Origin of the sequence: Accumulibacter sp., assembly GCF_029255285.1 — a bacterium.
Classification (GTDB): domain Bacteria; phylum Pseudomonadota; class Gammaproteobacteria; order Burkholderiales; family Rhodocyclaceae; genus Accumulibacter.
Map to the genome: position 1 here is coordinate 100,065 of NZ_JAPUVI010000105.1, position 25,175 is coordinate 125,239.

The window sequence follows — 25,175 nt, forward strand, 5'->3', positions numbered from 1 at the left end:
GTTCCTCGATCAGACAGGTTGATGCCAAAACAAACCGCCGCTTGCCTCGATGCGATCCAGGATCTCGTCCTTGAGCAGTTCGCGAGTGATCTCACAACGGGCGGAACCGGCAAAAATGCCATTCTGCCGAATCGTCAATTCCTTGTAGTAACAATCGCCAGCGCAATGCCATTTTGCAAAGCATCCTGCGCAGAAGCTTCTGTTCTGCGCCACTTGCGCACGCAAGTGGCGCAGCGTTTCCAGGTTGAAGCGATAGCCCTTGTCAGCGCTGGGTTCACCATAGAGGAAGATCTCCGCGCGCGGGTCGTTTTCCGAAAACGCTTCGTAACACGCCGAAACCTTCCCTCCGGGAGTCAGGCAGAAATTGTCCTGCGAGACTGCACAAAAATGGCCGGTCAGGGTATCGAGCCGTGCGGCAGAAAACGTGATCTTTCGCCCATGATGTTTCGCCCGGCTGCGGGCGTCACGGAATGCCGCAACGAACTCCGCGGTTTCTGCGGAAGCCGCCCCCTGCCAGCGGCCGAGCAGGTACGCCGGCTCAATCTGAATGTGCTCGGTGGAAAACTGGCGACAGATGAACTCGATCGAATCCGCCAACTGGGCGATCGTTTCGCGCGTCACGGTCACCCGGACACCATAATCAAACCCGGTCTCGTCAAATCGTCGTAGCGTGGCGATGACGCGCTTGCTGCTGCCATCGCCCCGGCGGGTGACCCGGTGCCGGTCATGGACCGTCGGCAAACCGTCAAACGATACGCTGGCGCCGTGCAAATGCTCGACGATCCAGTCAATCTGCTCATCCTTCAGCATGCCGTTCGTCGCCAATGATCCATGCACCGCAATGCCGATTTCACCGGCACGTTGCTCGGCATACGCGAACGAACCGGTCATCGTCCGCCAAAGAACGGTCGGTTCCCCGCCCCCATGGTAGCCGACACCAAAAAACGGTTGTTGTTGGCGATGCGCATGCCGAGCGACGAAGTCGATCCCACGTTTCGCCACATGCATCGGCATCGCGGTGGTCGCTGAATCACCGGCAGCGGCGTAGCAATACGTGCAGCGCAGATTGCAGGCCGTTGTCAGAAATAGCGTGACCGACGTTGGTTTCGGTTCCCCCGCCAACTCTCCGGACGGCGTCTCTTCAGGTGCCGAGTCGATCAGTCGCAGACCGCGGAAAAAGTCAAGCAGATCACGGTCTGTGCCAGCCGTGGATTCATGACGCCCCTCTCGAATATCTGCTAGCGCATTGATCAGCGTCGCGTTCGCCACAAAAGCAACCCGGCGAAGTGGGGCGTAGACGAGATGCAATCCCCGTTCCAAGGGTATGGCAAACAACTCGGCCGAAATTGTTGTCGAAGACGCTGTCAACCCCGCTTCGACAGAGGCATCGGCGTTCGTGGTCATCGCTTTCCTCGTGGAAAGCGGGCGAGAGAAGGAAAGCAGGCCGACCGAACCGCCGGTTCACGCCGGAACAGGGCGCCCGGACGATAAGGTGAGGCTGTCATCGGGACCCAATGCGCCCGACAGATAGGAAGCCGAGTCTTTACGCGTGTGGCGTCCATTTCTCAAAGCACTTTCGACACGTCCTGTTGAAGGCGGCATCGAACGTACATGGTGATCATCGTCGACGCCTCGTCAAGTCCGTTTTCGGCCCCGTGGCACAGGCAGGATTTTGCTTCCCAGCCGCGATGGCTCCTGATCTGCCTGCCAGATCGGAATATTATCTCCCGACAAGGCAGCCACTGCCACCTGCGCCTTGACTTCTGTGCCGCGTTGCTCATGTTTCGTTCCCATCATTACGTTCCTTTGAATCGGTCGGCCTTGGCTTATCTTACCCGACTGTCCGAAAAAACGTTCCCGCCGCACTCGTAAAGCCACGCGCGTCGCCAACCAGTTGCTGAAGATCAAGCACCGGCGCTTCGGTTCGATCGACCGCGAGAGCAACCTTCTGGTGCCGTCCGTCGGCGGCGACGCCGGGAGGGTGGCCCTGATGGCCGACAAGGACGGCACGAAGCGCGAACCCCACCAGAAGATTCGCCAGTCCACGCGGTTCGCCGTGCTGGTCATGCGCGACGAGGAAAAGGCAGAGGCGAGGAAGTACTTCGCGACGCCGTGTTGTTCTCGATCCATGAAGCGAAGGGGCTGGAATACGAGAGCATCGTCCTCTACCGCTTCGTTTCCGATCACCGCGCCGAGGTCAGCAAGAACAGGCGGAGGGCTTCCGCCAAACGATTCTCAAGCGGACGCTGGTTCCCTGGCCGGTCGTCGGCGAGACGAGAGTCGTCGAACTGCTGGTCAAGGTCTTCCGGCGACTGACGACCGGAGGCGATGCCGAAAGTCATCGACCGCTTTCTCCTCCAGGCGGGCCTGCCCGGGTGGCGAGTGCCGATCGCTGCAGAGCGCACTGTCGCGCGTGCGCAAGCACTCGAGGAAGAGCGTCTGACCGAAGCTCGCGCGCGACAGGCGCAACGCGAGGTAGCGCCGGCCGCCGCGCGGCGGCCGGTCAACAAATGCGCGGCAATTGCTCGCCGGTCAGCCAGTCGACGATGCGTCGGCCACCGAAGGCGGTAGTCATCTGCACGAAGCTGTGCGCATCCTGATGCACGCTGCCGATCACCGCGGCTTGCCGGCCGAGGGGATGAGCGCGCATCGCGGCCAGCAAGCGCTCGGCGTCCTCGGGCGCGACGATGGCGACGACCTTGCCTTCGTTGGCCACGTACAGCGGGTCGAGGCCGAGGAACTCGCAGGCGGCGGCGACTTCGGGCCGCACCGGCAACGCGCTTTCCTGCAACATCATGCCGACTCCCGACTGGCAAGCGATTTCGTTGAGCGTCGTCGCCACGCCGCCGCGCGTCGGGTCGCGCAGCACGCGGATGGCGGCGCCGCTGGCACGCATGGCGGCGATCAGGCCGTGCAGTGCGGCGGTATCGGAAGCGATGGCGGCGGCAAAGCCAAGGTTTTCACGTTGCGCCATGATCGCCATGCCATGTTCGCCGATGCTGCCGGAAACGATGATTCGGTCGGCGGGCCGGGCACGGTCGCCCGACCACTCGTCCCCCTCGGTGACGACGCCAACGCCGGTGGTCGTGATATAGACGCCGTCGCCGCTGCCTTTTTCGACCACTTTGGTGTCGCCGGTGACTACCGGCACCCCCGCCGCGCTAGCCGCGGCGGCCATCGATTCGACGATGCGTGCCAGATCGCTGAGCGGGAAGCCTTCCTCCAGAACGAAGCTGGCGGCGAGATAGAGTGGTGTGGCACCGACCACGGCGAGGTCGTTGATCGTGCCGTGCACGGCCAGGCAGCCGATGTCGCCGCCGGGGAAAAACAAGGGCGACACGACGTGAGCGTCGGTCGACATCACCAGCCGGCCAGGCGGCATCGGCAGCACGGCGGCGTCGTTGCCCTGTCCCAGGTAGGCGTTGCCGAGGCGGCGGACGAACAGTTCCTCGATCAGTTGCGCCGTCGCCCGGCCACCGCTGCCGTGGGTCATGTCGATACGCCCTTGCCGGAGGTCCAGCGGACGGACGTAAGCCTTGTGCGTTCGGCTCACGACACCCTTTCCAGGTCGGCGAACCGACCGAAGGAATAGTGCGCCGCACAAGCTCCCTCCGATGACACCATGCACGAGCCAACCGGGTTTTCCGGCGTGCAGACGCTGGCGAAGAGGCGACATTGCGACGGCCGCTTGACTCCGCGCAGAATCGCGCCGCATTCGCACGCTGGGTGGTCGGCGACGGCTTCGTAGCGGATGGCGAAACGCCGTTCGGCGTCGAATTCGGCGAATTCGCGGCGGATCCGTAGCGCACTGAAGGGCAAGTCGCCGAGCCCTCGCCAAGCAAAAGAGCGGCGCAGCTCGAAGACTTCGGCCATCAGATTCTGCGCCTTGCGATTGCCTTCGCGTGTGACGGCGCGCGAGAACTGATTCTCGACCAGCGCCCGACCGGCATTGACTTGCTCGATCAGCATCAGAATAGCCTGCATCACGTCGAGCGGTTCGAAACCGGCGACAACCACCGGCTTGCGGTACTGCTCGGCGACAAACTCGTAGGGTTGTGTGCCGATGATCGTCGACACATGTGCCGGACCAACCAGCCCGTCGATTCCGACGCTTCCCCCCTGCCGGACCTCGGGAGAATCGAGGATGCTGGCGATTGCCGGCGGCGTCAGCACGTGGCAGCAAAGGACCGAAAAGTTGCCGAGACCGAGCGCTTGTGCCTGTTTGATCACGAGTGCCGTCGGCGGCGTCGTCGTTTCGAAGCCGATGGCCAGCAACACCACTTGCCGCTGCGGGTTCTGCCGTGCGACGAGCAGCGCGTCGGCCGCCGAGTAGATCATCCGGATATCGCTGCCGGAAGCCCGGCCCGGTCCGGCTTTCGCCTTGAGCAGCGACAGGCCGCCGGAGGCCGGTACGCGCATCGGATCACCATAAGAGCACAGCATGACGCCGGCGTCGCGCACGAGGCGGATGGCCATGTCGATGCGACCGATCGGCAACACACAGACCGGACAACCGGGACCATGAATCATGCGCACCTGGTGCGGCAGCAGATCGCTGAGTCCGTAACGCGAGATAGTGTGCGTGTGGCCACCGCAGAACTCCATGAAGCGGTACTCGCGATCCCTCCGGACGACTCGCCGAATGGCCGCCGCCAGGCCGCTGGCCAGTTCGCCGTCACGGAATTCGTCGATGAATCTCATCGACCGGCAGGATCGGCATCCCGCTCTTGCCGTGCGGCTTCGCCGAGTTCGGCGAACAGTGCCAGGGTCTTTGCGGCCTCTTCGGGGTCGAGCCGGCTCAGCGCGTAGCCGACGTGGACGATGACGTAATCTCCGACCGCCGCGTCGTCCACGAGGGCCAGGGAAATCTCCTTGCCGACGCCGTCGAGCTCGACCAAGGCCCTATCGTCTGGCCGGAGTTCGACGATCCGGCAGGGAAGCGCTAGACACACTGGTCCGTGCTCCTCGACCGGCCAACCAGATGCTGCAAGGCGATCCACGCCTGACCTACGGCCAACCCGCCGTCGTTGGGCGGCACCTGGCGAGCCTCGATGAGGCGAACGCCCTGCGCCCCCAGGCGGGCGCGCAGAGCGCGCACGAGTACTTCATTGAGGAAACAGCCGCCGCTGCCGGCGACAGCTTTTTCGCCCGGGGCGACGACCCGCAGCCAATCGACCAGCGCAGCGGCGAGCGTGGCGTGGAAGAGCGCGGCACCGCGTTCGGCATTCCGTTCGTCGCAGAGAGCAGCGAACAAGGGCAGCAGATCGAGACAGCCGGCTTCGATTCGCCAACCCTGGTCGAGCGGCAGCGTATCGCCGTAGCGTTGGGCCAGCCCTTCCATCAGCATCGCCGCCTGTCCTTCGTAGGCCATCGTCGGTTTGATGCCGAGCAAGCCGGCGGCAGCATCGAACATGCGGCCCATGCTGGTCGTCGGCGGGCAGTGGATGTTGTCGGCGAGCATTTGGGCGACGGCCGGCGCGGCTTGCTGAGCGGCAAAACGGTGGACGATCTCGTCGCCTCGTCCGAGTTGGTGCAACACCGCGGCCGCCATGCGCCAGGGTTCGTTGGCCGCCCGGTCGCCACCTGGCAAGGCCAATGGCACGACATGGCCAAGGCGTTCAAAGCTGGCGCCATCGACGCGCAACAGTTCGCCTCCCCACGCCGTGCCGTCGGTGCCGATGCCAACGCCATCGAGCGAGAGGGCCAAGGTGCTCGCCTCGATGCCGTGTTCGGCCAGCACGGCGGCGGCGTGCGCATGATGATGCTGGACGCCGAGCAGCGGCAGTCGACGTTGCTCGGCAAAATCGGCGGCGAAGCGGGTCGAATGAAAGTCCGGGTGAAGATCATGCGCGACAATCGCCGGTTCGACGCCAAGCAGCTTGACGAGCTGTTCGACACATTCCTCGAGAAAATTACACACTGCCGCATTGTCGAGATCGCCAATGTGCTGCGAAACGAAGGCTTCATCGCCGCGGGTGAGGCAGATCGTATTCTTGAACCAGGCCCCGACGGCCATTACCGACGGCCCGGAAACCGGCATCTTGATGGCCCGCGGTGCGTAGCCGCGCGCCCGCCGGATGAACTGCAGGCCGCCGGTGGTGATCCGCGCGACACTGTCGTCGCAACGCGTGACGATGTCGCGGTCGTGCATCAGGAAGGCGTCGGCGATGCCGTAGAGCCGCAGCAAGGCTTCGCTGTTGCCGGTCACCAGCGGTTCGCCGCCCGGGTTGGCGCTCGTCATGACCAGCGCCAGATCCTGAGATCTCTCCAGCCAGCCGAGGCCGGGCGGCCGTTTCGCCGCTTCGTGGAAAAGTAGGAACTGGATCGGGGTGTACGGCAGCATGACCCCCAGCCAAGCCAGTCCAGGCGCCACGCCGGTCAGCGCCTGGTCGCAACTGCCGCGTTTCTTGAGCAGGATGGCCGGCCGCGTCGGCAGGGTCATCAGTCCCGGCTCGCCGATTCCCATCTGAACCAGTTGGGCGGCCGACGGGGCGTTCGCCAGCATCACCACGAACGGCTTCTCGTCCCGGTGCTTACGCTCGCGCAGGACGGCAACGGCCACGGCGTTGCGTGCGTCGCACGCCAGGTGGAAGCCGCCCAATCCCTTGATGGCAAGGATTTTTCCCTGCCGCAGCATGGCCAGGGCACCGGCGATCGGATCATTGGCCAGCCGGTGTCCCTCGGCATCGAGCAAAAAAATCTGCGGGCCGCACTTCGGGCAGCAATTGGCCTCCGCATGAAAACGCCGGTCCGCCGGTCGCCGATACTCGAACTGGCACTTGGGGCACATGGCGAACGGTTTCAGGCTGGTGCGTGCCCGATCGTAGGGCAGACCGCGGCTGATCGTGTAACGTGGCCCACAGTTGGTACAGTTGGTAAAGGCGTAGCGCCAGCGCCGGTTTGTCGGATCAAAGATTTCGGCCAGGCAGTCACGGCAGACCGCCGTGTCGTGTCCGATCATCGTTGCTGCCCGGCCGCTGCGGCTGTCGATGATCACGAACTCGTCAGACAGATTGGCCGGCACAGCCTCGCGGGCAGTCACTGAATTGATGCGGGCAAGTGGCGGAGCTTCCCGCTCCAGGCGTTCGGTGAGGCTTTTCACTTTGGCGGGCGAGCCGCGAACCTCGATTTCGACGCCCCGCGAGTCGTTGCGAACCCAGCCGGTGAGGCCCAGTTCCTTGGCCAGCCGCCAGACGAAGGGGCGGAAACCGACGCCCTGCACGACTCCGCTGACCCGGATGTTCTGGCAAACGATGGCGTTCGACATGTCAGCCTCGCGCGCCGGCAGCGAGTGGTGCTTCGACCCCGCCAGCCGGTCGCCGCTGCGTCGCCGCCATGTCCTTTCGCCGTTCCTGCCGGGCCGCACAGCCGGCCATCAACCAGTCCAGCCACTCGGCGAAGCCTTCGCCACTCATCGCCGAGAGCTGAATCACCTGCAGCACCGGATTGACCTGCCGCGCGTAACGGACCGCCAGATCACTGTCGAAAGCCAGGTGCGGCAACAGGTCGATCTTGTTCAGCAGCATCAGCGATGCGGCGCGGAACATTCCTGGATATTTCAGAGGCTTGTCTTCTCCCTCGGTGACCGACAGGATGACTACCTTGTGCGCCTCGCCGAGATCGAAGGCCGCCGGACAGACGAGATTGCCGACGTTCTCGATGAGCAGCAACGAGTCGTCGGCGGGCGCAAGCTCGTCCAGCGCATGGCCGATCATGTGGGCGTCCAGATGACAGCCCCGGCCGGTATTGATCTGCAGCGCGGCAGCGCCGGTGGCGCGGATGCGCTCGGCGTCGCGGCTCGTTTGCTGGTCACCCTCGACGACGGCGATGCTCACTTTGGTCTTCAACAGGTCGATAGTCCGGCAGAGCAGACTGGTTTTTCCCGAGCCGGGACTCGACACGAGATTGAGCGCGAAGATCCCTTGCGCGTCAAAACGTCGGCGGTTTTCCGCCGCGTAGCCGTTGTTCCTGGCCAGGATGTCGCGCTCGATGCGCACCATCCGGGACGCCGTCATCCCCGGCGCGTCGATACCGACGGCTTCCTGATCGAAATCGGCTGCCGCCGGGTGTCGGTGCGCCGGCGCGTCGTCGTGCCCGTGCGTGACGAGCGGCTGCCTGTCGCGACCAGCGACCGGCCGATAGCTCATCGCCGAACGGGCTTGCCCTCGTTGCTCTGCCAGGAGCCCGGGATCGGCGTGTGAAACCTTGCCCGAAGGCGCGTTTTCGTGCTCGGACAAAGCGCTGAGAGCGACGCGCGTCTTCCCGACGGCACAACCGCAAGTCGTACACATTTTTGCTGTCCCCTTTTAATAATTATTCGACCTCGAGTTCCCTGACTCGCATCTCGGTCCCCCCGGTTGGCTGAACCGGGTAGCCGCCGCAGGTCGGGCAAGGGTCGTGCCATGTCGCGAGCGGCACAGTATTGTTACAATTAAAGCATAATCCTTGGCCGGCCACCCTGATTACGCTCAGCCTAGCGCCTTCGGCCAGAGTGCCGCGGCTCACAGCGTCGAAACAGAAGGCGATGGCTTCCGCCTCGACCGCCGACAAATCGCCGATCTCAAGCACAAGCAGGCGAACTCGCCGAAAATTCTGGGTTCGAGCGGCGTCTTCGACGATCTGGAGGATTTCCATGGCCAGCGACATCTCGTGCATTCGTCCGCTTTCACGTGATAGGCGAGCAGGGATCGAGTGCCAGCCGCAGGGGGTATCGGTGCTCGACCAAGGCTTCGCTCCCCATGTCGAGGCCGCGTACGGTAGAAAATCCATGCGGCGCAGGCGGCGCAGGCGCCACCGGCAAGCGTCTCGGGGCGACCGTGGCCGCGACGATCCGTCGACCACCCCGCGCCAGCGACAGATCCAGACAACCCGGTTGCACGGCCATGCTCCCCGAAAAGGTTTCGCCAGAATACCAAAAGCCTTTGAATCGCTTTTGATTTCCGTCAATCAGGGGCTAAACTCCCGCCTTCACAATACGCCCTCGGTCATCTCCGCGACTTTGCCCATGCTTGAAGTTTCGAATCTGGAATGTGTGCGCGGCGAACGTCGCCTGTTCGCCGGCATCAACTTTCGACTGGATGGTGGCGAGATGCTCTATCTGCAGGGCCAAAACGGGTCGGGAAAGACGAGCTTGCTGCGCATGTTGTGCGGCCTGACGCCAGCGGCGGGTGGCGAGATTTTCTGGCGTGGTCGGCCGATCGGCCAACTTGGCGAGGAGTTCCGGGCCGAGCTGTGCTATCTCGGCCACCAGAACGCCATCAAGGAGGAACTGACACCGCTCGAAAACATCGTGTCGGCAGCCCGATTGGCGCAAGAAACCCTGGACGAGGACACGGCGGTCGATGCCCTCGAACGGGTCGGACTGCGCGGCCGCGAGGATCTGGCCTGTCGCTATCTGTCGCAGGGACAGAAACGCCGCGCCGCGCTCTCCCGCCTGGTGCACGAGAGGCGCGCCTTGTGGGTGCTCGACGAACCTTACGTGGCGCTCGACAAGGCGGCTGTCGACCTCGTCGCCGGGCTCATCGGTGCCCATCTGCAGCGCGGTGGCCTGGCTGTGCTGACCACCCACCAGCCCGTGGCGGTGCCGGCCGCTGCCTTGCGCGAGCTTTGGCTGGGCAACGGTGATGCGGCCGACGTTCGCGACTCATCGGCAAGATGCTAGTATCGATCCGCGCCGTCATTGGCCGCGATTTGCGACTGGCCATGCGGCGGCAGTCCGACATCATCGCGGCGCTGTTCTTTTTCATCATCGTCGTCAGTCTGTTTCCGCTCGGTGTCGGGCCGGAGGCGGATCAGTTGCGCAGGCTCGCGCCGGGCGTTTTGTGGGTCGCCGCCCTGCTGGCTACGATGCTGTCGCTGCCGCGGCTGTTTGCCGACGACCATCGCGACGGCACGCTCGAGCAACTGGCACTGGCGCCGCAGCCGCTGGCGCTGATCGTTTTCGGCAAGGTGATCGCGCATTGGCTGGTCGCCGGCCTGCCACTGGTGTTGCTGGCGCCGGTGCTGGGAATTCAGTTCGATCTGGCGAACGACGCGTTGGCGATACTGGCGTTGTCGCTGTTGATCGGTACGCCGGCGCTGTCCGGTATCGGCGCGATCGGCGCGGCGCTGACGCTGGGAGTGCGTGGCGGCGGCGTGCTGCTTTCGCTGCTGGTCCTGCCGCTCTACATCCCGGTTCTGATTTTCGGCGCCGGAGCGGTCGATGCCACGTTGAGCGGCCTTGGCGCGCAGGCCCACCTGTCACTGTTGGGCGCCCTGACGCTCGGCGGTGTTTTTTTTGCCCCGTGGCCGACCGCCGCGGCACTGAGAATTGCCCTCGAATGAGCCCACGCGACGCATGAGTGAAAGAGTGATCAACTGGTTCAAGTATGCCAGCCCGCAGACCTTTTACCCGCTGGCCGGCAAGCTGATTCCATGGTTTTGGGCGCTGGCGGCGATCTTCGGCCTGGCGGGCCTGACCATCGGTTTTCTGCTGGCACCGACCGATGAACAGCAGGGCGAAGGATATCGAATCATCTTCCTGCATGTACCGGCGTCGTGGATGTCGATGTTCATTTACCTGGTGATGGCTTTCTGGGCCGGCACCGGGCTGGCCTTCAACACCCGCCTGTCGGGAATGATGGCCTCGGCGCTGGCGCCGACCGGCGCGCTCTTCGCTTTTCTCTCGCTATGGACCGGCGCGCTGTGGGGCAAGCCGATGTGGGGTACCTGGTGGGTCTGGGACGCAAGGCTGACTTCCGAACTGATCCTGCTCTTCCTTTACATCGGCTTTATCGCGCTGCAGGCGGCGATCGACGACCCGCGCCGGGCCGATAAGGCTGGCGCGATTCTCGCCCTGGTCGGCGTGGTGAATGTTCCGATCATCTATTTTTCCGTAAAGTGGTGGAACACGCTGCACCAGGGAGCTTCGGTCAGCCTGACGAAGGCGCCGAGTATGGCGGCCATGATGCTGTGGGGGATGATCCTCTGCGCGCTGGGCTGCTGGATGTACAGTATTGCCGTTGCCCTGATGCGCGTGCGGACGATCATGCTCGAGCGCGAGCGTCACACCGACTGGGTACGCAGCGTGCTGGGCGAAAAGGAGTAGGCGCATGCACTGGAACAACGTGGCCGACTTTCTGGCGATGGGTAAGCATGGTCCTTATGTCTGGGGATCGGTCATCGTCATGGCGCTGCTGATGGTGGCGGAACCAGTGCTGCTGCGGCGGGGTCGGAAGAAGCTCATCGCGCGCCTCAAGAGGCAGTTCCGCGTCGAGAGATCGGAGACGCCGGCCGACAGCAGGCCAATGATCGTGCCTACGGGCAGGAGCAACACTTGAAACCTCGTCACAAGCGCCTCGCGCTGATCGTCGGCGGTCTGGCGATTCTCGGCCTTGCCGCAACCCTGGTGCTCAACGCTTTCCGGAGCAACCTGGTGTTTTTTTTCTCGCCGACTCAGGTGGCCGCCGGCGAAGCCCCGAGGGGCAAGAATTTTCGCATCGGAGGCATGGTCAAGACCGGTTCGCTGCAGCGTGAGGCCGACGGCGTGACGCTGCGTTTCGTCGTCACCGATACCGACAAAGACATGACAGTCGCCTACAGAGGGATTCTGCCCGATCTCTTCCGCGAAGGCAAAGGCGTGGTCGCCCAGGGCAAGCTCGATGAGAACGGCGTCTTCAACGCCACCGAGGTCCTCGCCAAGCACGACGAGAACTACATGCCACCGGAGGCGGCCAAGGCGGTTGGCGACGCGCACGAACGGGCGGCCGCCAACAAGGCGGCTGCCGAAGCCGCCGCCAGGACGATCAGGCAATGATGCGGACGATACGATCATGATTCCGGAACTTGGCAACTTCGCGCTCATCCTGGCACTCTGCGTCGCCCTCGCCCTGGGCACGCTGCCGCTGGTCGGTGCGCATACCGATCGCCGGCAATGGATCGCGCTGGCCCGCCCGGCGGCCATGGCGCAGGCGCTACTGCTGGCTTTCGCTTTCGGCTGCCTGACCACCGCCTTCGTGCAAAACGATTTCTCGGTCGTTTACGTGGCGCAGCATTCGAACACGCTGCTGCCCCTCGAATACCGCGTGGCCGCCGTCTGGGGCGGCCACGAGGGCTCGCTGTTGCTGTGGGTGCTGATGCTGGTGCTGTGGACGCTGGCCGTCGCCCGGCTGTCACGGGCCCTTCCCGAGCACATGGTGGCGCGCGTGCTCGGCATTCTCGGGCTGGTCGCCGCCGGTTTTCTGCTGTTCATTCTCTTGACCTCCAACCCTTTCGAACGGATGCTGCCCGCCGCCGAGGAGGGGCGCGACCTCAATCCGCTGCTGCAGGACCCCGGCCTGATCTTCCACCCGCCGATGCTGTACATGGGCTACGTGGGCTTCTCGGTCGCTTTCGCCTTCGCCATTGCGGCGCTGCTTTCCGGCCAACTCGACGCCGCCTGGGCACGCTGGTCGCGACCGTGGACGACCGCCGCCTGGGTTTTTCTGACCCTCGGCATCGCGCTCGGATCGTGGTGGGCCTACTACGAACTCGGCTGGGGAGGCTGGTGGTTCTGGGATCCGGTCGAGAACGCCTCGTTCATGCCCTGGCTGGTCGGCACGGCGCTGGTACACTCGCTGGCGGTGACCGAAAAGCGTGGCAGCTTCAAGAACTGGACGGTGTTGCTGGCCATTTCGGCGTTTTCCTTGTCGCTCCTGGGCACTTTTCTGGTTCGTTCCGGCGTGTTGACCTCGGTTCATGCCTTCGCCACCGACCCCCGGCGTGGAATTTTCATCCTCGCCTTCCTGGTCACGGTGATCGGCAGTTCGCTCGCGCTGTTCGCCTGGCGGGCCCCGAGAGTCGGTCTCGGCGGGCGTTTCGGCCTGCTCTCCCGCGAGTCGCTGCTTCTCACCAACAACGTACTTCTGGTCGTCGCCTGTGCTTCGGTATTGCTCGGCACGCTCTATCCGCTGCTCATCGACGCGCTGGGTGCCGGCAAGCTGTCGGTCGGCCCGCCGTATTTCGACGCGGTCTTCGTGCCGCTGATGCTGCCAGCCGCGTTCCTGATCGGCGTGGCGCCTTTTGCACGCTGGAAACAGGCCAGCGTCGGCGAACTGACGCGCCGCCTGCGCTGGGCCTTCCTGACGGCGGCGCTGGTCGGTGCCGGAGCGCCTTTCCTGTTTGGCCAGTGGAAGCCGTTGGTCGCCTTGAGTCTGCTGCTGGCGGCCTGGATCGTTTGCAGCGCACTGCTCAACGTCGTGGCACGCGTGCAATCGACACGTGCCGGCCGCTCGTTCCTGGCCACCGTGTACCGGCAGCCGCGCAGCTTTTTCGGCATGCACCTGGCGCATCTCGGGATTGCCGTGTTCATCGTCGGGGTGACGATGGTGGGCGCCTACCAAGCCGAAAAGGACGTCAAGATGGAGGTCGGCGACACGGTCAGCGTGGGCGCCTACACCTTCCGCTTCAACGGCGTGCGTCCGCAACAGGGGCCGAACTACCGCGCGCTCGTCGGCGACATCGATCTGCTGAGGGATGGCCGGACGATCCGCAAGATGTTCCCCGAAAAGCGCTTCTACGTCGCATCGTCGATGCCGATGACCGAGGCGGCGATCGACAGCGGTTTCCTGCGCGACCTCTATGTCTCGCTCGGCGAACCGATCGACCGGGCGAGGCCGGATGCCGCTTGGGCCGTTCGCGTCTACCACAAGCCCTTTGTCGACTGGATTTGGGGCGGTTGCGTGCTGATGGCCCTGGGCGGTCTGGTGGCGATGGCCGACCGCCGCTATCGGGTCAAGGCGCAACTCCGCTCGCCGGCACCGGTCGCCGCGCCATTGGCCGAGAACGTGTGAGGGACAACGGATGAACAGGTTTCTCTGGCCACTGATCGGTTTTTTCTTCCTCGTCGCCTTGCTCGCCGTCGGGCTCAACCTCAATCCGCGTGACCTTCCTTCGCCGCTGGTCGGCAAACCGGCGCCAAACTTCACCCTGCCGCAGCTCGCTGCGCCTGGCCAGACCTTCTCACCGCAGGATATGCTCGGCCAGGTCTGGCTGCTCAACGTCTGGGCGTCGTGGTGCGTTTCGTGTCGCCAGGAACATCCGCTGCTGGTCGAACTGGCGAAACGCCGCATCGTTCCCTTGATCGGTCTCAACTATAAGGAGGTGCGCGGTGACGGTGCAACCGATATCGACAAGCTCGCCCCTGGCATGGAACAGCCGATGGTCGTCGAGCGTGCGGCTGCCTGGCTGGCGAAGCACGGCGACCCCTACACGCTGTCAGTGCTCGACATCGACGGTCGGGTAGGGATCGACTACGGCGTTTACGGCGTCCCCGAAACCTACGTCATCGACCGCGGCGGCATCATCCGCCTGAAGCACACCGGTCCGATCACGCCCGACGTCCTCTCTGGCAAGATTCTGCCGCTGCTCGGCGAACTGTCGCGATGAGGTACTGGCTCATCGTTTGGCTGTTTGCCCTGTCGAGCATCGCCTCGGGCAGCCTGCGCGCCGGGGAAGCGCAGCCGCTCGCGGCGGACGAACTGACCGAAAAGCGCCTGGTCGCGATTTCGAGCGAGTTGCGTTGCCTCGTGTGCCAGAACGAATCGCTGGCCGGGTCGCATGCCGAGCTGGCCAACGACCTGCGACGCGAGATCCGCAGCCTCATCCAGGACGGCAGGAGCGATGCCGAGATCATGGAATTCATGGTCAGCCGCTACGGCGACTTCGTCCGCTACCGACCGCCGCTCAAGGCGACGACGCTATTGCTGTGGTTCGGTCCGGGCCTGTTGTTCGTCGTCGGCCTCAGCGCGCTGGTGCTTTACCTGCGTCGCCGCAACCGTGCGATCGTCGACCCGCCGCTCACCGCCGATCAACGGGCGCAGGCGGAGGCACTGCTGCAGGACCAAGATTCGGACCAAAAACTCTCATGACAGGTTTCGTCATCGCCGCGGCCTTGCTGGTCGCCGCCGTCCTCGCCCTTCTCTTGCCTCCACTCTGGCGCACACCGCGCTCGTCGAGCGGCACCGACCGCCGCCAGGCGAATCTGGCGATCTTTCGTGACCAGATCAGGGAACTCGAGCGCGAACGGGATGACGGTCTGCTGGCGCCAGCTGATTTCGAAACGGCGCGCAACGAACTCCAGCGTCGCCTGCTCGACGAAGTTGATCCGTCTGCCGTCGAGCCGTCGTCGATGCCCGCGAGGAGCGCCACAGGGAGCCGCAGGACGGCCCTCGCCTTGCTCATCGTGCTCCCGCTGGCGGCTACCGCCGGCTACGCGCTGCTCGGCAACCCGCGCGCCCTCGATCCGCTGCGACGGCAGGCGCGGCTGGCGCCACAACAGATCGAGGAAATGGTCGCCGGCCTGGTCGAAAAACTGAAGAGGAATCCCGACGACAGCCAGGGCTGGGTAATGCTCGCGCGCTCGTACAAGGTTCTGGAGCGCTTTGCCGAAGCCGCCGCCGCCTATGGCCGCGCCGGCCCCCTGGTCGACCAGGATGCGACGCTGCTCGCCGACTACGCCGATGTCCTCAGCCGAAGCCGGGGCGGTGACTTGCAGGGCAAACCCTTGGAACTGGTCGAGCGAGCGCTGGCGATCGATCCGGACGAACCCCAGGCGCTACTGCTGGCCGGTGCAGCGGCCAGCGACCGTCACCAGTTCGTGGCCGCGGCCGACTACTGGGGGCGCCTGCTGACGCAGCTCCCGCCCGGCTCGGAGGAGGCGGAGGCGCTCGCCGCCGCGGTCGCCAAGGCACGCGAGATTGCCGCCGGCCAGAAGGCAAATGGCCCACCGGGAAAGGCACCGACCGTCGGCACCAGCGCCGTCAGCGGCGAAGTGGCGCTGTCCGGCAAGCTGGCCGGACAGGCGAAGCCAACCGACGTGCTGTTCGTCTTTGCGCGCGCCGCGACGGGATCGCGCATGCCGCTCGCCGCGCTGCGGGCGACGGTCGCCGATCTGCCGCTGCGCTTTCGCCTGGACGACTCGATGGCGATGGCGGGCGGCAAGAAGCTGTCGGATTTCCCGTCGGTGACTGTCGAGGCACGTGTCGCCAAGGCCGGCACGGCACAGAGTTCGAGCGGCGACCTGTTCGGCCGACTCGAGAGCGTCAAGCCGGGAAGCCAGAATCTGCGCCTGCTGATCGATCAGGTTCAGCCCTGAAATCCTGCCGGCACGGCCGGCCCGCGCCATTTCCGGAATTAGTTAACCTAGATCAAACCGTCCGCCACGGCTAATCCGCTAGACTTCGGCCAGCCTCGGCGCTCGTCGGATGGCAGTGAGAATTCAAGGAGGAAGCATCGTGCCCGACAACGGCTCCGGTTTCTGGGCGACACTCAAACGTCCAAGCGCCAAGTATTCGCTACTCGCCCTGCTGTCGGTCGGCTTCGTCTCCGGCGTCCTCTTTTGGGGTGGTTTCAACACGGCCATGGAAGCGACCAACACGCTCGAGTTCTGCATCGGCTGCCACGAGATGAATGACAACGTCTATCAGGAATACAAGACGACCATTCATTACAGCAACCGCACCGGTGTTCGCGCCTATTGTTCCGATTGTCATGTGCCCAAGGACTGGGGGCACAAGATGATGCGCAAGATCGCCGCCAGCAAGGAACTCTACGGCAAGGTGATGGGCACCATCGCGACGCCCGAAAAGTTCGAAGCCAAGCGCCTCGAACTGGCAACCAACGAGTGGTCCAGAATGAAGGCCAGTGACTCGCGTGAGTGCCGCAACTGTCACTCGTTCGCGGCGATGGACATCGAAAAACAGAAAGCACGCGCGTCGAAAATGCACAAGATCGGCCTGGACGAAAAGCAGACCTGTATCGATTGCCACAAGGGCATCGCGCACCGCAAGCCGAAGAACATGCCGGAAGACCCCGACGCCTAAGCAAAGTGGAGCGACGGGCAAGAGTTAAACCTGACCTGCCGGCCAGGACGGGGCAAGAAAGCCCGTCCACCTCGGGCCGGCCATAAAACAACCCTTCTTGAGCGGAGTTTGACATGAAAAAGACGAGCGTTTCCCTTGCTTTCTTCGGCGCTTTTCTGGCCTGTGGTTCGCAGATTGCGCAGGCGGCTGCGCCGGACTGGAGCAAGGTTCCGAAACGCGACATTCAGGTGTTTCATGCCGCCGTGACGCCGATCGAGTGGGTCATGAAGAAGTCGGATCACAGCGGTCGTACCGGAATCAACAAGGGTGAAACCTGCGTCGGCTGCCACGAGGAAAAGGGCGGCCTCAACTTCGACATGAAGCGCCTCGCCGGCAAGGATCTCGAACCCAAGGGTGCGCCGAAGACGATGAGCTTTCCGGTGAGTGTGCAGAGCGCGTACGACAATGAAAACGCCTATATCCGCCTGACCTTCAAGGCGCCCTCGGGTGCCGTCGAACCGGTCGACAAGGAGAACGACGTCAAGGTTGCCGTCATGTTCGCCAACGACAAGGTGACGCAGGGCGCTCAGATCGGTTGCTGGGCGACCTGCCACGGCGATGCGCGCACCATGCCTGGCGCCGACGACAAGAAGACCAAGTACACCAAGGACGGCGCCTATGAACTCATGCAGTGGAGAAGTGCCAAGGGCGCCAAGGCGGCCGATGGCTCGGTGACCGACAAACGCAACATGGAAGGCGGTACGGCGGGCGTCAAGGCGGAAGGCAGCAAGGCGGGCGATACCTACACCGTCACCTTCACGCGCAAGCTTTCCGGCGCACTCGCCGAAGGCAAGGCAACGCCGTTTGGTATCGCTGTCCATGCCGATCGCGCCAGCGGCCGTTTCCATCACGTTTCGATGGGCTATACGATGGGTTTCGGGGCCAACGGCGACATCAAGTCGGCGAAGCAGTAGGTTTTCGGCACGGCGGCGGCGGCAGGCGTCGTTCCTGCCACCGCCGTGTCCCGCGCTCGATACGCCCCGTCAGACGGGCATTGGCCTCTGACCTTGCTTGAGGCTTTCGCGTAGTGGCGCTTCTGACGACGATCGGCGATCAATCCGGCTTGCGTCGATCATCGGTTCCAGGTGCGAGAAACATCCCGATTCCCAGAACGATCAACAGCGCCGGCCACCAGGTTCGCAGCAGGCGGGCAAAATCGATGTCGAGCGCTCCCAGGTTGATGGCCAGGCCGAGCAGGCCGAGAACGATCAGCACCACGGCGCCAACATTTCCTCTCATTTTTCTTCCTCTCTGCTTCCGCCGTGGCGCGCTCCGGAGCGGAGCCGCGCAACCGGCGAAGCACGACCAGGACACCGGCGGCGACGCCTGTCAGACGACATACTGGTCAAGGTAATCGTGCACCGCCAGGTTCCCCAGGCCCTGCATGTCGAGCGACGACCTGAGGATACGTTCCTGCCGCTCCTCGGAAAAACGGCGTGCGAGGTGTTTCTTGAACTTTTCGACCAACACCGGTATTCCTTCGAGACGTCGACGGCGATGCCCGAGCGGATACTCGACAAGCAGTTCGGCCGTGCGGCTGCCATCGGCGAAAAAAACCTGAACGGCGTTGGCGATCGAGCGTTTGTCGGGATCCAGGTAGTCCGCCGTAAAGCGCGCATCCTCGACGACCTCGATCTTCGCACGCAACGTGTCGATACGCGGATCCGACGCCGCGCCGTCCTCGTAGGCGTCGGCCGTCAGTTCCCCATGAATCAGCGCAAAGGCGACCATGTACTGCAGGCAATGGTCGCGGTCGGCCGGATTATGCAGAGGTCCTTTCTTATCGATGATCCGTATGGCCGATTCGTGCGTGCGAATGACCAGTTTCTCGATTTCGGGTAGTCGACCGGAGACCTGCGGATGCAGCCTGACCGCACACTCGACGGCCGTCTGGGCATGGAATTCCGCCGGGAAACTGATCTTGAACAGAATGTTCTCCATCACGTAACTGGTGTAGGGCCGCCCGACGCGGAACTCTCGTCCCCTGAATAAGGCGTCGTAGAAGCCCCAGGTGCGGGTGGTCAACACCGCGGGGTAACCCATTTCTCCCTTCATCGAAAAAAGGGCGAGTAGCACGCCTCGCGCGGTGGCATCGCCGCCCGCCCACGACTTGCGCGAGCCGGTGTTCGGCGCGTGCCGATAGGTGCGCAAGGGCTGGCCATCGACGAAGGCCTGCGAAACGGCGTCGATGATCTGCTGTCGCCCGCCACCCATGAGGCCGGTACACACCGCAGCGGTCGCCACCTTGACGAGCACGACATGGTCCAGACCAACGCGATTGAAACTGTTTTCGAGCGCCAGGACACCTTGTATCTCATAGGCTTTGACCATTGCCTCGAGCACCTGTTGCAGCACAAACGGCGCTTCTCCGCCGGCCACCCGAGTGCGCGACAGCCAGTCGGCCGTGGCGAGAATTCCGCCCAGATTGTCCGACGGATGACCCCATTCAGCCGCCAGCCAGGTATCGTTGAAATCGAGCCAGCGAATCATGGTGCCGATGTTGAAGGCCGCCTGCACCGGGTCGAGAACGAATCCGGTGCCCGGGACTCGCGCCCCGTGCGGCACCACGGTGCCCGCAACGACTGGTCCCAGCAAGCGGGTGCAGGCCGGATAGTCGAGTGCGGCGAGCCCGCAGCCCAGCGCGTCGATCAGGCAGTAACGTGCCGTCTCGAACGAGCTTCGCGCCGGGATCTTGTAGTCGAGGACGTAATCGGCGATATCGACCAGGATCTTGTCCGGCTCCGGGCGGGCGGCAGGTAGGCGTGTAGACATGGATGGGGTTTCACGTTCTTTGCTCGATGATGATGAAGTTCTGCGCCTCGGGTCCGATATAGCGCGCAGAAGGACGGATGAGTCTGCCGTCGACTCGTTGCTCGAGGACATGGGCGGCCCAGCCGCTGGTTCGGGCAATGACGAACAATGGTGTAAACATGGGCGTCGGGACGGCCAGCATGTGGTAAACCACGGCCGAGAACCAGTCTACGTTGGGAAACATTCGCTTTTCTTCCCACATCACGGCCTCGATGCGGCTCGCGATGTCGAACAGCACCCTATTGTCGCCATCGACGCACAGTTGTTCGGCGACGGCGCGGATCACTTTGTGGCGCGGGTCGGCAATAGTGTACAGCGGGTGCCCGAAGCCGATGATGATCTCGCGGTTTTCAATCCGGCGGCGAATGTCGCTTTCCGCGTGCGCCGGGTCGTTGTAGCGGCTTTGTATCTCGAAAGCGACCTCGTTGGCGCCGCCGTGCAGGCGGCCGCTGAGAGCGCCGATAGCTCCGCTGATCGCCGCGTACAAGTCGGCGCCGGTACCGGTAATCGTCCGCGCGGTGAAGGTCGAGGCATTGAACTCGTGTTCCGCATAAAGGACCAGTGACTTGTCAAGACAACTGGCGTGCAGCGCCGTCGGTGGCTTGCCGTGCAAGAGGTGCAGAAAGTGAGCCGCAATCGACTCGTCGTCGGTCTCGGTGTCGATACGACGACCATTGTGCGACCAGTGATACCAATAGAGCAGCATCGACCCGAAGCTGGCGATCAGCCGGTTGGCTATCTCGCGCGCCGCGCCGGGGTTATGGTCCTGTGCTTCCGGCAGTATCGTCCCGAGTGCCGAGCAACCGCTGCGCAAGACATCCATCGGGTGCGCCGACGCCGGAAGATTTTCCAGCATTGGCCGCAGCATGACCGGCAAGCCGCGCAATGTCTTGAGCTTCTTTCGATATTGCTTGAGCTGCGTGCAAGTGGGCAAGCGGCCATAGAGGAGCAGGTAGGCCACCTCTTCGAAAGTGGCATGCTCAGCCAGAGCAATGACATCAAAGCCACGGTAGTACAGGTCATTGCCCGCACGACCGACGGCACAGACCGCTGTGTCACCGGCCACCACACCGGAAAGCGCGACGGATTTCTTGCTTCGCGGTAACGGCTTCTGAGCTTTGTCGCCCATCGTCTCCTCCCCTCGTCACGAAGTGGCAGGCATCTGGCGGCTGGTATGAGGGAGATCTCCCGATGTTCGGGAGGTGCCGACCGCCAGTCCGGCCGACGGGTCGGCGAGTCGCTCCTGAAACCCATATTGCCCAGCCACACCGCCCGAATGTCGCGGCCGGCAACGATTGAGGGATGAGTATTCCCGAGTTTGCCTATGACGGTCAACTGGAAGCCCCAAAATGAATGGCCGCAAGTCATCTGTCCGGTACGCGTTGCTCCAAATGCGCACGGCGTGGGGCTGTGTCGGGTCACCGCCAAACTTCCGAGCCTCGCGTCATTTAGCACGGCAGGCGCCTTCCCTTTGGAAGGAGGGGGCGATGTCCGGCAGGCAGAGTTTTCATGGGTCTTGTCCAGGTCGAAACGCAAGGCCACTCCGAGAGCCATGATATTCTGGCCGAAAGGCGGCGCTGGCGCCCGGTAGCTCTGGGCCAGCCAGAGGATCGCCCTGGTGGCGGCCGGGCCAGTGAAGTGGCAGGCGGGTGAACGGTATCTCGCTGTGCCGGCCGCTCCGCTGCAGGTAGTGCTTACCCATCGGGCACGGAAGCAGTACACTGGAAGAGCGTGCCTCAGCACGCTTCGATCGTTGTCGATACTTGGAACCAAGGATCACGTCAATGTCCGCCATCGAGAGCTTGTTGTTGATCGCCGCTGGTGTATTCGTGGCTTTCTTACTGTTCCGTCTGTTCGTCTCCCGCCGGTCTGCTGCCCGGAATCGCTCGGCAACTGCCGAGGCAGCCACTTCGGCAGCGCAACCGTCAGCCGCCGACGATCTCGCTCGCCGCGAGGCCGCGCGCCAGGCCGCCGAGGAGGCCGCTCGTCGCGAGACCGAGCGCCAGGCCGCCGAGGAGACCGCTCGCCGCGAAGCCGAGCGCCAGGCCGCCGAGGAGGCCGCTCGTCGCGAGGCCGCGCGCCAAGCCGCCGAGGAGGCCGCTCGTCGCGAGGCCGCGCGCCAGGCCGCCGAGGAGGCCGCTCGCCGCGAAGCCGAGCGCCAGGCCGCCGAGGAAGCCGCTCGCCGTGAAGCCGAGCGCCAGGCCGCCGAGGAGGCCGCTCGCCGCGAGGCCGCGCGCCAAGCCGCCGAGGAGGCCGCTCGCCGCGAAGCCGCGCGCCAGGCCGCCGAGGAGGCCGCTCGTCGCGAGGCCGCGCGCCAGGCCGCCGAGGAGGCCGCTCGCCGCGAAGCCGCGCGCCAGGCCGCCGAGGAGGCCGCTCGTCGCGAGGCCGCGCGCCAGGCCGCCGAGGAGGCCGCTCGTCACGAAGCCCAGCGCCAGGCCGCCGAGGAGGCCGCTCGTCGCGAAGCCGCGCGCCAAGCCGCCGAGGAGGCCGCTCGTCGCGAAGCCCAGCGCCAGGCCGCCGAGGAGGCCGCTCGCCGCGAAGCCCAGCGCCAGGCCGCCGAGGAAGCGGCCCGCCTTGAGGCAGAACGCCAGGCGGTCGAGGAAGCGCTTCGCCTCGAAGAGACGGAGCGCCTGGCCGTCGAAGCGGCGATCCTTCGGGAAACCGAGCGACAAGCCAGAGAGGCTCGCCTCCAGGCGGCGCGTAAGGCAACCGAGGACGCCGAACGCCAGGCTCGTGCCGCGGCTACCCGGACAGCGGCGGCCAAGGCGAAGGGACCGGCGGAAACGGTGGTCATGGTGGCCGATGACTCCAAGGTCGTACGAATCAAGACCGGCCGCCTGCTCGGCGCGCATCAGTATCAAGTTCGGATGGCCGAAGATGGGCTGGATGCGGCACGCCAAATCGCCGAATCGGTCCCCGACGTTCTGGTGACGGATGTCGACATGCCCGGCATGGGCGGCTTCGAGCTGGCGCGTCAGGTTCGCGCCGATCCGCGAAGTGCGCATGTGCCAATCATCATGGTGACTTCCGACAGTGAACAATTGCGCGACGAGGCGGCGGCGGCAGGCGTCAACGTCATGCTCGGCAAGCCTTACCCGGAAGAACAACTGATTGCTCACATACAGCGCCTGATGGGCGCTCAGTCCGGCGGATGACACGCCACCGGAAGTCGCTTGGCGTGCGGCGAACCACCACTCGTCTCGATTCGGGTCAGGCGTACCGGCTAACGCAAGTGACGCGCCGCACGAACTCGCCACTTTCTATGTGCCGCACACCGTGACAGCGGCCCCGGAATTCCGGGTCGTCTGCCTGTGTGCCGACTGGTGCGGCGTTTGCCGGGAATACGCGGCCGCTTTCAGAAGTGTCGCCGGCCAGTTTCCGGCGGTCGCTTTCCACTGGCTGGACATCGAAGGCCAGGCCGATGAACTGGGCGATCTGGATGTCGAGAACTTCCCGACCTTGCTCATCGGGCGACGAGAGGAAGTCCTTTTCTACGGCACCATGCCGCCGGCACCGGCACACCTCAAGCGCACCCTGGAGGCTTTCCTGCAACAGACGCGAGAGGAAAGCCGCGAGTACGCGTTCTCCAGCGTCGAACGGCGCTGCTGGCAAGACGATGCCGACCTGCGTCGGCTGGCAACGGGAGCGGAAGGGTCGTAGCCGAGAGCTGGGCGGGCGACGGCGACGGAGCTTCCAGACGACCTGGATGAGAAGCCCCCCGACCGGCCGGCTCGGCTTGACGCTGGTGAACAAGAGCGTCATGACAGCGTGACCCTTCCATCATTGGCAGGGCATGGGCCTCGCTTTTTTGGTGCTGTGAAGAGGTGAAATTCATGTCCAGTCGCCGGGCGGCCAGACGCCCCAGGGCGGCGTAGCGAAGCGCTATCGGCGGCAGGCGGGCACGGGCGCCGGGGGCGTCGACCTGTTCCTCGGCGCCGCGCTGTATGCTTGAGCAATCGTCTGCTTGCTCGATGGCGTGCCTCGAGAAGCGAGGCGTGCTTCTTTGATAACGGCTGACAAGGGAGTGCCGCATGATCCTGATCAACCTGGCGATCGGTTTGCTGACCATGATGGGGTGTCTCATCGTGCAGATCAGCTTCTCGTTCTGGAGTTTGCGCTACGCAACGCGCCAGGCGGATGAACCCGGGCCCGGCAACGGACTGTTGGCCGGCATCCTTACGCTGCTCATGGCAATGCTGATCATGATGCTCGGCAACTTCTTGCAGATCGTGCTCTGGGGCACGCTGTTCTACTGGCTGGGCGAGTTCCACGAGTTTTACGAAGCGGTCTACCACTCGGCGGTCAATTTCACCTCGCTTGGCTACGGCGACGTCGTGATGAGCGCCCAACGGAAACTCCTCGGTCCGCTCGAGGCACTCAACGGCATCCTGATGCTCGGTCTGACCAGCGCCGCGTTGCTGGGCATACTGCAGTACCTGAGCAAGGCGAAGCAGCAACGGCAAGATCGAAATTGAGTGGCGGACGACGTCGTGCCGCAGGAGCGCGTTCGGTATACTCGGTTCGATAGGAAGTCCCGACTTAGATCGACGTCCATCACCCCGACCAACAGAATAGGAGTTACTGTGAAGATAAGAACCGCTGCCTGCTGTCTGCTCGCCTTCTGCGCCTCGTCCACCGTCTTCGCCGCCGAGAGCAAGAAACCCCAGGCAATCCACTTCGAAACCACCACCTGCGGCAACCTGCTGGACATCTTCGCCGCCGCCGATCCGAAATTGAACAAGGACACGAAGATGCTCAAGGGGGCGCAGGATAGGGCTTTTGCCTTCGTCGCCTGGACGCATGGCTACCTGAACGGCCGTGACGGCATCGACGCCAAGCGGTATCCGTTCAATCAGGCGGGCGTTACCCAGTTGGTCGGCGAGATCTACAAGGCCTGCAAAGGAAACGATCCCAAGCTCTTCCTTGACGTCGTAAAGGAGATCCATTGAACTCCACCACCGCGCGAGGAAAGACAATGATGAAATCGCAACTCTCGAGACCGCTTCCCTGCATGGGAGTGATTTTGGCCTTGCTCGGCAGCGGGGCCTTGGGCTCTGCCGAGGTCCTGGCCGGAGACCACTGGCGGCACGATGGCAAGAGAATCGAGCGCCGGGAATTGGCGCGCGATCTCAATCGGCATGAACGCGAGCGGCGCGCCTTTGTTGCCGGTGCTGTGGTTCAGCAACACCGTGAATACCAGCGCGACCGCTATGACTACCGCCGGGAAGGTTACGCCGGTCGCTATCGCGAGTACTACGGTGACGACGATCGCCACGACGGTAGCAACGTCGGCAGCGTTCTCGTCGGCGCGGCCGTGGGCGCCGTGGTTACCGGCGTGATCATGAACAACATGAACAAGGACGGTAGCCGGACTACGACGCAACCATGAGCCGGGAGATCGGGCGAAGCGAGCTTCGCTGCGTCAGACCGCCGACGACTCCCTGTCCCGCATGACGACAACCCCGCTCGACGCCATGTCTTGCGGGA

Annotated in this window: 28 protein-coding genes; 16 read left to right on the top strand and 12 right to left on the bottom strand. The window is 64.1% G+C overall.

What is annotated here, in order from left to right:
- Nucleotides 1-9: 9 nt before the first annotated feature.
- From Q1M07_RS15695 to hypA, 8 genes are all read right to left on the bottom strand, one after another.
- Nucleotides 10-1,404: a radical SAM protein gene (locus tag Q1M07_RS15695; RefSeq protein ID WP_300455064.1), complete on the bottom strand. Its 1,395-nt coding sequence runs from the start codon at nucleotides 1,402-1,404 to the stop codon at nucleotides 10-12.
- 779 nt (nucleotides 1,405-2,183) lie between these two features.
- Entirely contained in the window at nucleotides 2,184-2,342 is a 159-nt protein-coding gene (locus Q1M07_RS15700) for a hypothetical protein (RefSeq protein WP_300455066.1), read from the bottom strand.
- 161 nt (nucleotides 2,343-2,503) lie between these two features.
- On the bottom strand, nucleotides 2,504-3,493 hold the full coding sequence (hypE, locus tag Q1M07_RS15705; protein WP_300455381.1) for a hydrogenase expression/formation protein HypE: 990 nt from the start codon (nucleotides 3,491-3,493) through the stop codon (nucleotides 2,504-2,506).
- A 56-nt stretch (nucleotides 3,494-3,549) separates the two neighbouring features.
- Nucleotides 3,550-4,701 (bottom strand): hydrogenase formation protein HypD, encoded by a 1,152-nt coding sequence (gene hypD / locus Q1M07_RS15710; RefSeq protein ID WP_300455069.1) that lies wholly within the window; start codon nucleotides 4,699-4,701, stop codon nucleotides 3,550-3,552.
- Nucleotides 4,698-4,952 carry a HypC/HybG/HupF family hydrogenase formation chaperone gene (locus tag Q1M07_RS15715; RefSeq protein WP_300455072.1) on the bottom strand — a complete coding sequence of 85 codons (255 nt, stop codon included), beginning with the start codon at nucleotides 4,950-4,952 and terminating at the stop codon, nucleotides 4,698-4,700. The genes hypD and Q1M07_RS15715 overlap by 4 nt, the downstream gene beginning before the upstream one ends.
- Entirely contained in the window at nucleotides 4,943-7,267 is a 2,325-nt protein-coding gene (hypF, locus tag Q1M07_RS15720) for a carbamoyltransferase HypF (RefSeq protein WP_300455075.1), read from the bottom strand. The genes Q1M07_RS15715 and hypF overlap by 10 nt, the downstream gene beginning before the upstream one ends.
- A gap of 1 nt (nucleotide 7,268) precedes the next feature.
- Nucleotides 7,269-8,291: a hydrogenase nickel incorporation protein HypB gene (gene hypB, locus Q1M07_RS15725; protein ID WP_300455078.1), complete on the bottom strand. Its 1,023-nt coding sequence runs from the start codon at nucleotides 8,289-8,291 to the stop codon at nucleotides 7,269-7,271.
- A 22-nt stretch (nucleotides 8,292-8,313) separates the two neighbouring features.
- Nucleotides 8,314-8,769, bottom strand: a complete 456-nt coding sequence (gene hypA / locus Q1M07_RS15730) for a hydrogenase maturation nickel metallochaperone HypA (RefSeq protein ID WP_366984159.1) — start codon at nucleotides 8,767-8,769, stop codon at nucleotides 8,314-8,316.
- Nucleotides 8,770-9,004: 235 nt separating this feature from the next.
- On the opposite strand from hypA, the gene ccmA reads away from it, so the two are divergent.
- The 11 genes from ccmA (at nucleotide 9,005) to Q1M07_RS15785 (ending at nucleotide 17,791) form a co-directional block, all read left to right on the top strand.
- Nucleotides 9,005-9,661 carry a cytochrome c biogenesis heme-transporting ATPase CcmA gene (gene ccmA / locus Q1M07_RS15735; RefSeq protein WP_300455084.1) on the top strand — a complete coding sequence of 219 codons (657 nt, stop codon included), beginning with the start codon at nucleotides 9,005-9,007 and terminating at the stop codon, nucleotides 9,659-9,661.
- Nucleotides 9,655-10,323, top strand: a complete 669-nt coding sequence (ccmB, locus tag Q1M07_RS15740) for a heme exporter protein CcmB (RefSeq protein ID WP_300455087.1) — start codon at nucleotides 9,655-9,657, stop codon at nucleotides 10,321-10,323. The genes ccmA and ccmB overlap by 7 nt, the downstream gene beginning before the upstream one ends.
- A 13-nt stretch (nucleotides 10,324-10,336) precedes the next feature.
- The gene (gene ccmC, locus Q1M07_RS15745; RefSeq protein WP_300455089.1) at nucleotides 10,337-11,086 is read left to right on the top strand and encodes a heme ABC transporter permease CcmC; all 750 of its coding nucleotides are present in this window, start codon (nucleotides 10,337-10,339) and stop codon (nucleotides 11,084-11,086) included.
- A gap of 4 nt (nucleotides 11,087-11,090) precedes the next feature.
- Entirely contained in the window at nucleotides 11,091-11,318 is a 228-nt protein-coding gene (gene ccmD, locus Q1M07_RS15750) for a heme exporter protein CcmD (protein ID WP_300455092.1), read from the top strand.
- A complete protein-coding gene (gene ccmE, locus Q1M07_RS15755; protein WP_300455094.1) occupies nucleotides 11,315-11,794 on the top strand; it encodes a cytochrome c maturation protein CcmE in 480 nt (159 codons plus the stop codon). Before ccmD ends, ccmE begins: the two co-directional genes overlap by 4 nt.
- A gap of 16 nt (nucleotides 11,795-11,810) precedes the next feature.
- Entirely contained in the window at nucleotides 11,811-13,808 is a 1,998-nt protein-coding gene (locus Q1M07_RS15760; RefSeq protein WP_300455096.1) for a heme lyase CcmF/NrfE family subunit, read from the top strand.
- 10 nt (nucleotides 13,809-13,818) lie between these two features.
- On the top strand, nucleotides 13,819-14,403 hold the full coding sequence (locus Q1M07_RS15765) for a DsbE family thiol:disulfide interchange protein (protein ID WP_300455099.1): 585 nt from the start codon (nucleotides 13,819-13,821) through the stop codon (nucleotides 14,401-14,403).
- Nucleotides 14,400-14,885 (top strand): cytochrome c-type biogenesis protein CcmH, encoded by a 486-nt coding sequence (locus Q1M07_RS15770; protein ID WP_300455102.1) that lies wholly within the window; start codon nucleotides 14,400-14,402, stop codon nucleotides 14,883-14,885. Before Q1M07_RS15765 ends, Q1M07_RS15770 begins: the two co-directional genes overlap by 4 nt.
- A complete protein-coding gene (ccmI, locus tag Q1M07_RS15775; protein ID WP_300455105.1) occupies nucleotides 14,882-16,111 on the top strand; it encodes a c-type cytochrome biogenesis protein CcmI in 1,230 nt (409 codons plus the stop codon). Before Q1M07_RS15770 ends, ccmI begins: the two co-directional genes overlap by 4 nt.
- 139 nt (nucleotides 16,112-16,250) lie before the next feature.
- Nucleotides 16,251-16,838 (top strand): NapC/NirT family cytochrome c, encoded by a 588-nt coding sequence (locus Q1M07_RS15780; protein ID WP_300455108.1) that lies wholly within the window; start codon nucleotides 16,251-16,253, stop codon nucleotides 16,836-16,838.
- A 113-nt stretch (nucleotides 16,839-16,951) separates the two neighbouring features.
- Entirely contained in the window at nucleotides 16,952-17,791 is an 840-nt protein-coding gene (locus tag Q1M07_RS15785) for an ethylbenzene dehydrogenase-related protein (protein WP_300455111.1), read from the top strand.
- A gap of 139 nt (nucleotides 17,792-17,930) precedes the next feature.
- Here the strand turns inward: Q1M07_RS15785 and Q1M07_RS15790 are convergent, their stop codons facing one another.
- The 4 genes from Q1M07_RS15790 to Q1M07_RS15805 form a co-directional block, all read right to left on the bottom strand.
- Nucleotides 17,931-18,116 (bottom strand): DUF5668 domain-containing protein, encoded by a 186-nt coding sequence (locus tag Q1M07_RS15790; RefSeq protein WP_300455114.1) that lies wholly within the window; start codon nucleotides 18,114-18,116, stop codon nucleotides 17,931-17,933.
- A gap of 90 nt (nucleotides 18,117-18,206) precedes the next feature.
- Nucleotides 18,207-19,649 carry a bifunctional 2-methylcitrate dehydratase/aconitate hydratase gene (locus tag Q1M07_RS15795; protein WP_300455117.1) on the bottom strand — a complete coding sequence of 481 codons (1,443 nt, stop codon included), beginning with the start codon at nucleotides 19,647-19,649 and terminating at the stop codon, nucleotides 18,207-18,209.
- A gap of 10 nt (nucleotides 19,650-19,659) precedes the next feature.
- Nucleotides 19,660-20,817 carry a 2-methylcitrate synthase gene (prpC, locus tag Q1M07_RS15800; protein WP_300455120.1) on the bottom strand — a complete coding sequence of 386 codons (1,158 nt, stop codon included), beginning with the start codon at nucleotides 20,815-20,817 and terminating at the stop codon, nucleotides 19,660-19,662.
- Nucleotides 20,818-21,613: 796 nt separating this feature from the next.
- Nucleotides 21,614-22,360, bottom strand: a complete 747-nt coding sequence (locus tag Q1M07_RS15805) for a hypothetical protein (RefSeq protein WP_300455122.1) — start codon at nucleotides 22,358-22,360, stop codon at nucleotides 21,614-21,616.
- A gap of 120 nt (nucleotides 22,361-22,480) precedes the next feature.
- On the opposite strand from Q1M07_RS15805, the gene Q1M07_RS15810 reads away from it, so the two are divergent.
- The 5 genes from Q1M07_RS15810 (at nucleotide 22,481) to Q1M07_RS15830 (ending at nucleotide 25,077) form a co-directional block, all read left to right on the top strand.
- Entirely contained in the window at nucleotides 22,481-22,843 is a 363-nt protein-coding gene (locus tag Q1M07_RS15810) for a response regulator (protein ID WP_300455125.1), read from the top strand.
- Nucleotides 22,844-22,964: 121 nt separating this feature from the next.
- Nucleotides 22,965-23,348 (top strand): thioredoxin family protein, encoded by a 384-nt coding sequence (locus Q1M07_RS15815; RefSeq protein ID WP_300455128.1) that lies wholly within the window; start codon nucleotides 22,965-22,967, stop codon nucleotides 23,346-23,348.
- Between the two features lie 371 nt (nucleotides 23,349-23,719).
- The gene (locus Q1M07_RS15820; protein ID WP_300455131.1) at nucleotides 23,720-24,163 is read left to right on the top strand and encodes a potassium channel family protein; all 444 of its coding nucleotides are present in this window, start codon (nucleotides 23,720-23,722) and stop codon (nucleotides 24,161-24,163) included.
- Between the two features lie 108 nt (nucleotides 24,164-24,271).
- Nucleotides 24,272-24,637 carry a hypothetical protein gene (locus Q1M07_RS15825; protein ID WP_300455134.1) on the top strand — a complete coding sequence of 122 codons (366 nt, stop codon included), beginning with the start codon at nucleotides 24,272-24,274 and terminating at the stop codon, nucleotides 24,635-24,637.
- 29 nt (nucleotides 24,638-24,666) lie between these two features.
- Nucleotides 24,667-25,077 carry a hypothetical protein gene (locus Q1M07_RS15830; protein WP_300455137.1) on the top strand — a complete coding sequence of 137 codons (411 nt, stop codon included), beginning with the start codon at nucleotides 24,667-24,669 and terminating at the stop codon, nucleotides 25,075-25,077.
- Nucleotides 25,078-25,175: the final 98 nt, after the last annotated feature.